The sequence below is a fragment of the Amycolatopsis rhizosphaerae genome (genome assembly GCF_007713715.1).
In the GTDB taxonomy this organism is placed as follows: Bacteria; Actinomycetota; Actinomycetes; order Mycobacteriales; family Pseudonocardiaceae; genus Amycolatopsis_E; species Amycolatopsis_E rhizosphaerae.
The window spans coordinates 1-4609 of the sequence record NZ_VJWX01000551.1 but is presented as its reverse complement, the minus strand read 5'-3'; the positions used below and the strand labels follow the sequence as shown (position 1 = coordinate 4609).

General features: G+C 70.9%; 8 protein-coding genes. 5 read left to right on the top strand and 3 right to left on the bottom strand.

Annotation, left to right across the window (positions count from 1 at the left end):
• On the bottom strand, positions 1 to 536 hold a 536-nt coding region (locus FNH05_RS32850; protein ID WP_144592735.1), incomplete at its 3' end, for a class I SAM-dependent methyltransferase.
• A 193-nt stretch (positions 537 to 729) separates the two neighbouring features.
• Here FNH05_RS32850 and FNH05_RS32845 point away from each other — a divergent pair.
• Positions 730 to 1329: a hypothetical protein gene (locus FNH05_RS32845; protein ID WP_144592734.1), complete on the top strand. Its 600-nt coding sequence runs from the start codon at positions 730 to 732 to the stop codon at positions 1327 to 1329.
• Positions 1330 to 1360: 31 nt separating this feature from the next.
• On the opposite strand, the gene FNH05_RS32840 is transcribed toward FNH05_RS32845, so the two are convergent.
• On the bottom strand, positions 1361 to 2317 hold the full coding sequence (locus FNH05_RS32840) for a GlxA family transcriptional regulator (RefSeq protein WP_144592733.1): 957 nt from the start codon (positions 2315 to 2317) through the stop codon (positions 1361 to 1363).
• A gap of 178 nt (positions 2318 to 2495) precedes the next feature.
• Here FNH05_RS32840 and FNH05_RS32835 point away from each other — a divergent pair, with 178 nt between their 5' ends.
• The 3 genes from FNH05_RS32835 to FNH05_RS32825 are packed head-to-tail and all read left to right on the top strand — an operon-like array spanning position 2496 to position 3480.
• Positions 2496 to 2717 (top strand): hypothetical protein, encoded by a 222-nt coding sequence (locus FNH05_RS32835; protein ID WP_144592732.1) that lies wholly within the window; start codon positions 2496 to 2498, stop codon positions 2715 to 2717.
• Positions 2714 to 3199 carry a DUF2269 family protein gene (locus FNH05_RS32830; RefSeq protein ID WP_144592731.1) on the top strand — a complete coding sequence of 162 codons (486 nt, stop codon included), beginning with the start codon at positions 2714 to 2716 and terminating at the stop codon, positions 3197 to 3199. Before FNH05_RS32835 ends, FNH05_RS32830 begins: the two co-directional genes overlap by 4 nt.
• Positions 3199 to 3480 carry a DUF3817 domain-containing protein gene (locus FNH05_RS32825; RefSeq protein ID WP_222426777.1) on the top strand — a complete coding sequence of 94 codons (282 nt, stop codon included), beginning with the start codon at positions 3199 to 3201 and terminating at the stop codon, positions 3478 to 3480. The genes FNH05_RS32830 and FNH05_RS32825 overlap by 1 nt, the downstream gene beginning before the upstream one ends.
• Positions 3481 to 3555: 75 nt before the next feature.
• Here the strand turns inward: FNH05_RS32825 and FNH05_RS32820 are convergent, their stop codons facing one another.
• On the bottom strand, positions 3556 to 3831 hold the full coding sequence (locus tag FNH05_RS32820) for a hypothetical protein (RefSeq protein WP_144592730.1): 276 nt from the start codon (positions 3829 to 3831) through the stop codon (positions 3556 to 3558).
• Positions 3832 to 4337: 506 nt separating this feature from the next.
• Between FNH05_RS32820 and FNH05_RS32815 the strand changes: the two genes are divergently transcribed.
• A partial coding sequence (locus FNH05_RS32815) for a DUF3147 family protein (protein ID WP_186382853.1) occupies positions 4338 to 4609 on the top strand: 272 nt, incomplete at its 3' end.

Below are 4609 nucleotides of genomic sequence, written 5' to 3'. Positions count from 1 at the left end.
GTGCGCGGGCGGGTTTCGCTGAACAGGACCTTCCAGTCGCCGTCGAGAAGCCCGGCGATTTCGCCGGGCTGGTAGTAGTGGCCGGGGTCGAAGCCGGCGTCGTTTCCCGGGGGAAGATCGGCCGGGTCGTGCGCGGCGACGAGCAGGGTGCCGCCGGGGGCGACGGAATCCAGCAGGCCGCGCAACGCGATGTGGCGCGGCTGGTGCGGCAGCGGGAAGTACTGGACGGAGACCAGGTCGAACGCGCCGGCCGGAAGCGGCATCGCGGCCAGGTCGGCGCGGGTCCACGCCACCCGGCCGCCGAGGTCCGCGCCCGTGGCGGCGGCGCGCTGCAGGGCGGTCTGGGAGATGTCGATCGCAGTGACCTGCCAGCCGCGCCGGGCCAGCCAGATCGCGTCGGCGCCTTCCCCGCACCCCACGTCCAGCGCCTGCCCCGGCGTCAGGCCGGCGACTTCGGTGACGAGCACCCCGTTGGGATTGCCACTGAACAGACGCTCGCGGCTTCGATACCTGTCGTCCCAGAACTGTGCGTCCACTGTGTTCGCCTTCGCTTGTCGGGCCTTGCTGACCGGAACCACCGAACCTGCCGCATTCCCGGGGAAACAGGCAACGTTCTTTGCCGAAACCGCAAAATCTTCGCGGTCACCTTCGACTACGCCGGCATGAACCTTTTCGTGGGCTGAGCCGGATTTCGCGGTGGCTGGCGCGCTCGCAGGGCAGGATGGGGACATGGGTCCGGTCCCTCCCGATCCGGCGGAGTACACCGCCGGTGCGATCGGAGCGGTGTCGTTCGAGCAGTCGGTGCGGAACCGCCCGGAGATGTACTTCCGGTGCCCGCGCGAGGATCCGGCGCTGCCGGCCGCCGTGGTCCGCGCGGTGGTGGCCGAGGCGCGCGCGGCGCGTGCGGACGGCCCGACCCGGGTTCGTGTCGTTTTCGAGGACGATCACCGGTTCACCCTCATCGACGACGCCGCGCCCGACCTTGGTCCGGACGGCCGCCCGTTGGCGGGCTTCTACGGTTCCCTGCTGGCCCGGCGGCGGTGGGCACTGGCCGCCGCCGCGGCGTTGAGCGCGCGTACCGGGGTCGAGGTCTCGGCGGGCGGCCGCGGCTGGCGGCAGGAACTCGCCGGAACGGTGCCGGTCGGCCCCCCGTCGCCGGACGGGCCGACCGGCGCCCCCGGTACCCGGGTGACCTTCGAACTCGACCCCGGCCACCTTGCGCCAGGCGCCGCGCTGCCGCGGGATGCCGCCGAGGTGCGGGAAGATCCGGGCGGTGATCCCTTCGGGCGCGCGGGCCGGGCCGTGCCGGAGGTTGCGGATCTGCGGTGACCGGGGCGACCGGGGCGGACCGGGGCGTTGCTCAGGTCCTGGTGCCGGGCGTGTGGAAGGCGGCGCGGTAGGCGTGGGGACCGGTGCCGACGATGCGTTTGAAGCGATCGCGGAAGGCGGTCGGTGAGCCGAATCCGACCTGGGTGGCGATCCGGTCGACGGGGTGGTCGGTGGCTTCGAGCAGGTACTGGGCCCGGCGGATGCGGGCACGGAGCAGCCACTGCAGCGGGGTGGTGCCGGTCTGTTCACGGAAGCGCCGGTTGAGGGTGCGGGTGCTCATGCCGGCCCGTGCCGCGATCTGGTCGAGGGTGAGATCCCGGGACGCGTTGTCCTGCAGCCACGCCAGGAGGGGTTCCATGGTGGAGCCGCGCGGTACGGGTGGGTGGTCGTGCACGATGAACTGGGCTTGCCCGCCGTCGCGTTCCAACGGCATCACCGAAAGGCGGGCCGCGTCGGCGGCCACCGCGGAGCCGTGATCGCGGCGGATCAGGTGCAGGCACAGGTCCAGACCGGCGGCGGCGCCCGCCGAGGTGAGGAACTGGTCGTTGTCCACGTAGAGCACGCTCGGGTCCACTTCGATGTCCGGGTGGAGTTCGGCGAGCGCGTCGGCGGCGAGCCAGTGGGTGGTCGCGCGCAGCCCTTTCAGCAGGCCGGTGGCGGCGAGGACGAACGCGCCGGTGCAGATCGAAGCGATGCGCGTGCCGTTCGCCGCGGCGTGCCGCAGGGCGTCGAGTACCTCGTGCGGCACGGGTGCGGCCGGGTTGGTGCAGCCGGGCAGGATGATGGTGTCGGCCTGGGCGAGGCTCTCCAGCCGCCATGGCGCCCGAAGGGTGAACGTTCCGGTGTCGACGGTCTCCGTGGCGGCGCAGACCCGGACCTGGTAGGCGGAGCGGCCGTCCGGCAGGCGCGTACGGGTGAACACCTCGATCGGGGTGGCCAGATCGAACGGGATGACCTGGTCCAGGGCGAGAACAGCCACCGTGTGCATGGCCACACGATAGGCCAGCGGTGATTTCCGGCCAAGCCACTGGCCAGCGGTATGGCCTCATCTCCCTGGTCGAAGCGTTGGCGAAAATCCGTCGGATGTTGGCAATCCAGCCTGTTCCGGTGTGCGAGGAGCGGGGTTAGCGTCGGGGTCACCCAACAGGAGGAGGACTGACCGGATCATGCTGGCGCAGATCGTGTTGTTCGGCAGGGGAGACCCGAGCGAGACCCCGGACCTGGCCGTCGCCATGCCGATAAGCATGCGACAGGACCCTTTCGAACTGTCCACACAGGACGATCAGCGATGCGGTGCGCTGACCGATCCGCGGTGGGAGGACCGGTTGCCCGCGTCCGCGGTCACCGGGAACCGCATCGCGCCGGAGCCACGGGAGGCGGGCCAGTGACCAAGGCCCTGCTCGCGATCCACGTGCTGGCCGCGATCATCACGATCGGGCCGGTGACCGTCGCGGCCAGCATGTTCCCCGCGGCCACCCGAAGCGCCCTCGCCGTGCCGCAGGGCGATCGCGACCTCGCCACGCTCCGCGTCCTGCACCGCATCTGCCGGGTCTACGCCGTGATCGGGATCGTGGTCCCGGTGTTCGGGTTGGCCACCGCGGGCAGCCTGCACGTGCTGGGCAACGCCTGGCTGATCACCTCGATCGTGCTGACCGCCCTCGCGGCGGCGGTGCTGGTGCTGGTCATCCAGCCGTACCAGGACCGCATCATGGCCGGACTCGGCGCGTCTTCCACCGACGCCGGTTCCGCCGGTTCCCTCGATTCCAGGCTGCCCGCGCGGCTGGCCGGGTACACCGGAATGTTCAACCTGCTGTGGGTCACGGTCACCGTGCTGATGATCGTCCGGCCCGGCTCGACCACGGGAGCGTGATGATGAACTCTTCCCTCCGGCTCCTGCGGATCGCCGCCGCCGTGGAACTGGCGACCCTGCTCGTCCTGCTGATCAACCTCGCCACCGTGCACTGGCCGGCGGTGGCCTCCCTGACCGGCCCCACCCACGGATGTGCCTACCTGTTCATCATCGTGTTCACCGTCCGACGGCCCGACACCACCCCGCGGACACGCGCGCTCGCGGTGCTGCCGGGGATCGGCGGCCTCCTCGTGTTGCGACGACTCGCACAGCGCACGACGGAAACGCCACGAGCCGTGTGACCGCGCGCCTCGCGGTGCGTGATCCTGGACCATCCACTGTGGAGCGGGCCACCATCTTCCGGTCGCCTTGTGCTGTTATCGTCTTCCCTCGTCCAGCAGGGCGTTGCGAACGAGCCTCACGGCGATCTGAGTGGTGACCTGCCCCAGGGGGCCGCAGCCCAGGGCGTCGGCGAGCGCGGGCAGGATCAGCTCGGCGTAGGTGAGCAGGCGGCCGAGTATCGCCGGCTCGAACAGTGACCGGGCCGCCCCGGCGGCGGCCGCGATCCCGTGCAGCAGCGGTGCGTAGGACGGCTCGGACGACAGCGCACTGCTGGTGCAGGGTGGCGCTGTGCTGGTTACGGGGTAGGCCATGGCAGACCTCCTGCCGACAGGCCGAACACAGCCGACACCGCGGGGAATCAGCGGACTCGCCGCGGAGGGCTACCGAACCGATGCGCGGTGGGCGGCCATGCCCGGCAGAGGACGAGTGGGCAAAGGACAGGACACGTCAGCGCTGTGACCGTAACTGTGACGGTGACTGCCACTGGGACTGTGACTGTTCATGCTCACCTCCTCGGGGCCGGGAGCACGGCGGTGCTCGTGCGCGCGACCGGCTCGGCTGTTTTGCCTGCCGGTACCTCCCTTCCCAGCGTGCGAAGTCCCGCCTCGCGTGTCAAGCGGCGGACCGGATGAGTTCCGGCGCCCGCGCCGTCCACTGGGGACGCTGCGAACGAGCAGCCACTGAAACGGCCGAGGCGCTCCCAACCGGTGTCCGTTTCTCCGCGGTGCCGGTGGATATCCCGAGTTGACCGGCGGTGTCGGCGTGCGCTGATTCCGGTATGCCGGTTTCGGATCCACGGCGTGGTGGGAAGGTCGCTATGGCGGACAAGGTCGTCGAGGTGCTGATCAAGGCCCTGGCGGGGGGACTGTTCGTGGTGGCCTTTGCCGCGCTGGCCGAGATGCTCGCGCCGAAACGGCTGGCGGGAGTCTTTTCCGCGGCGCCGTCCGTGGCCTTGGCCAGCCTGATCGTCACCGCGGTGTCCGCCGGCGTGCCGGACGTGGCGGCCGGTGCGCGGGGCATGCTGGTCGGCGCCGTGGCGTTCACGGTGTACTGCCTGGCGGCCGTGCCGCTGGTCCGCAGATGGGGCGC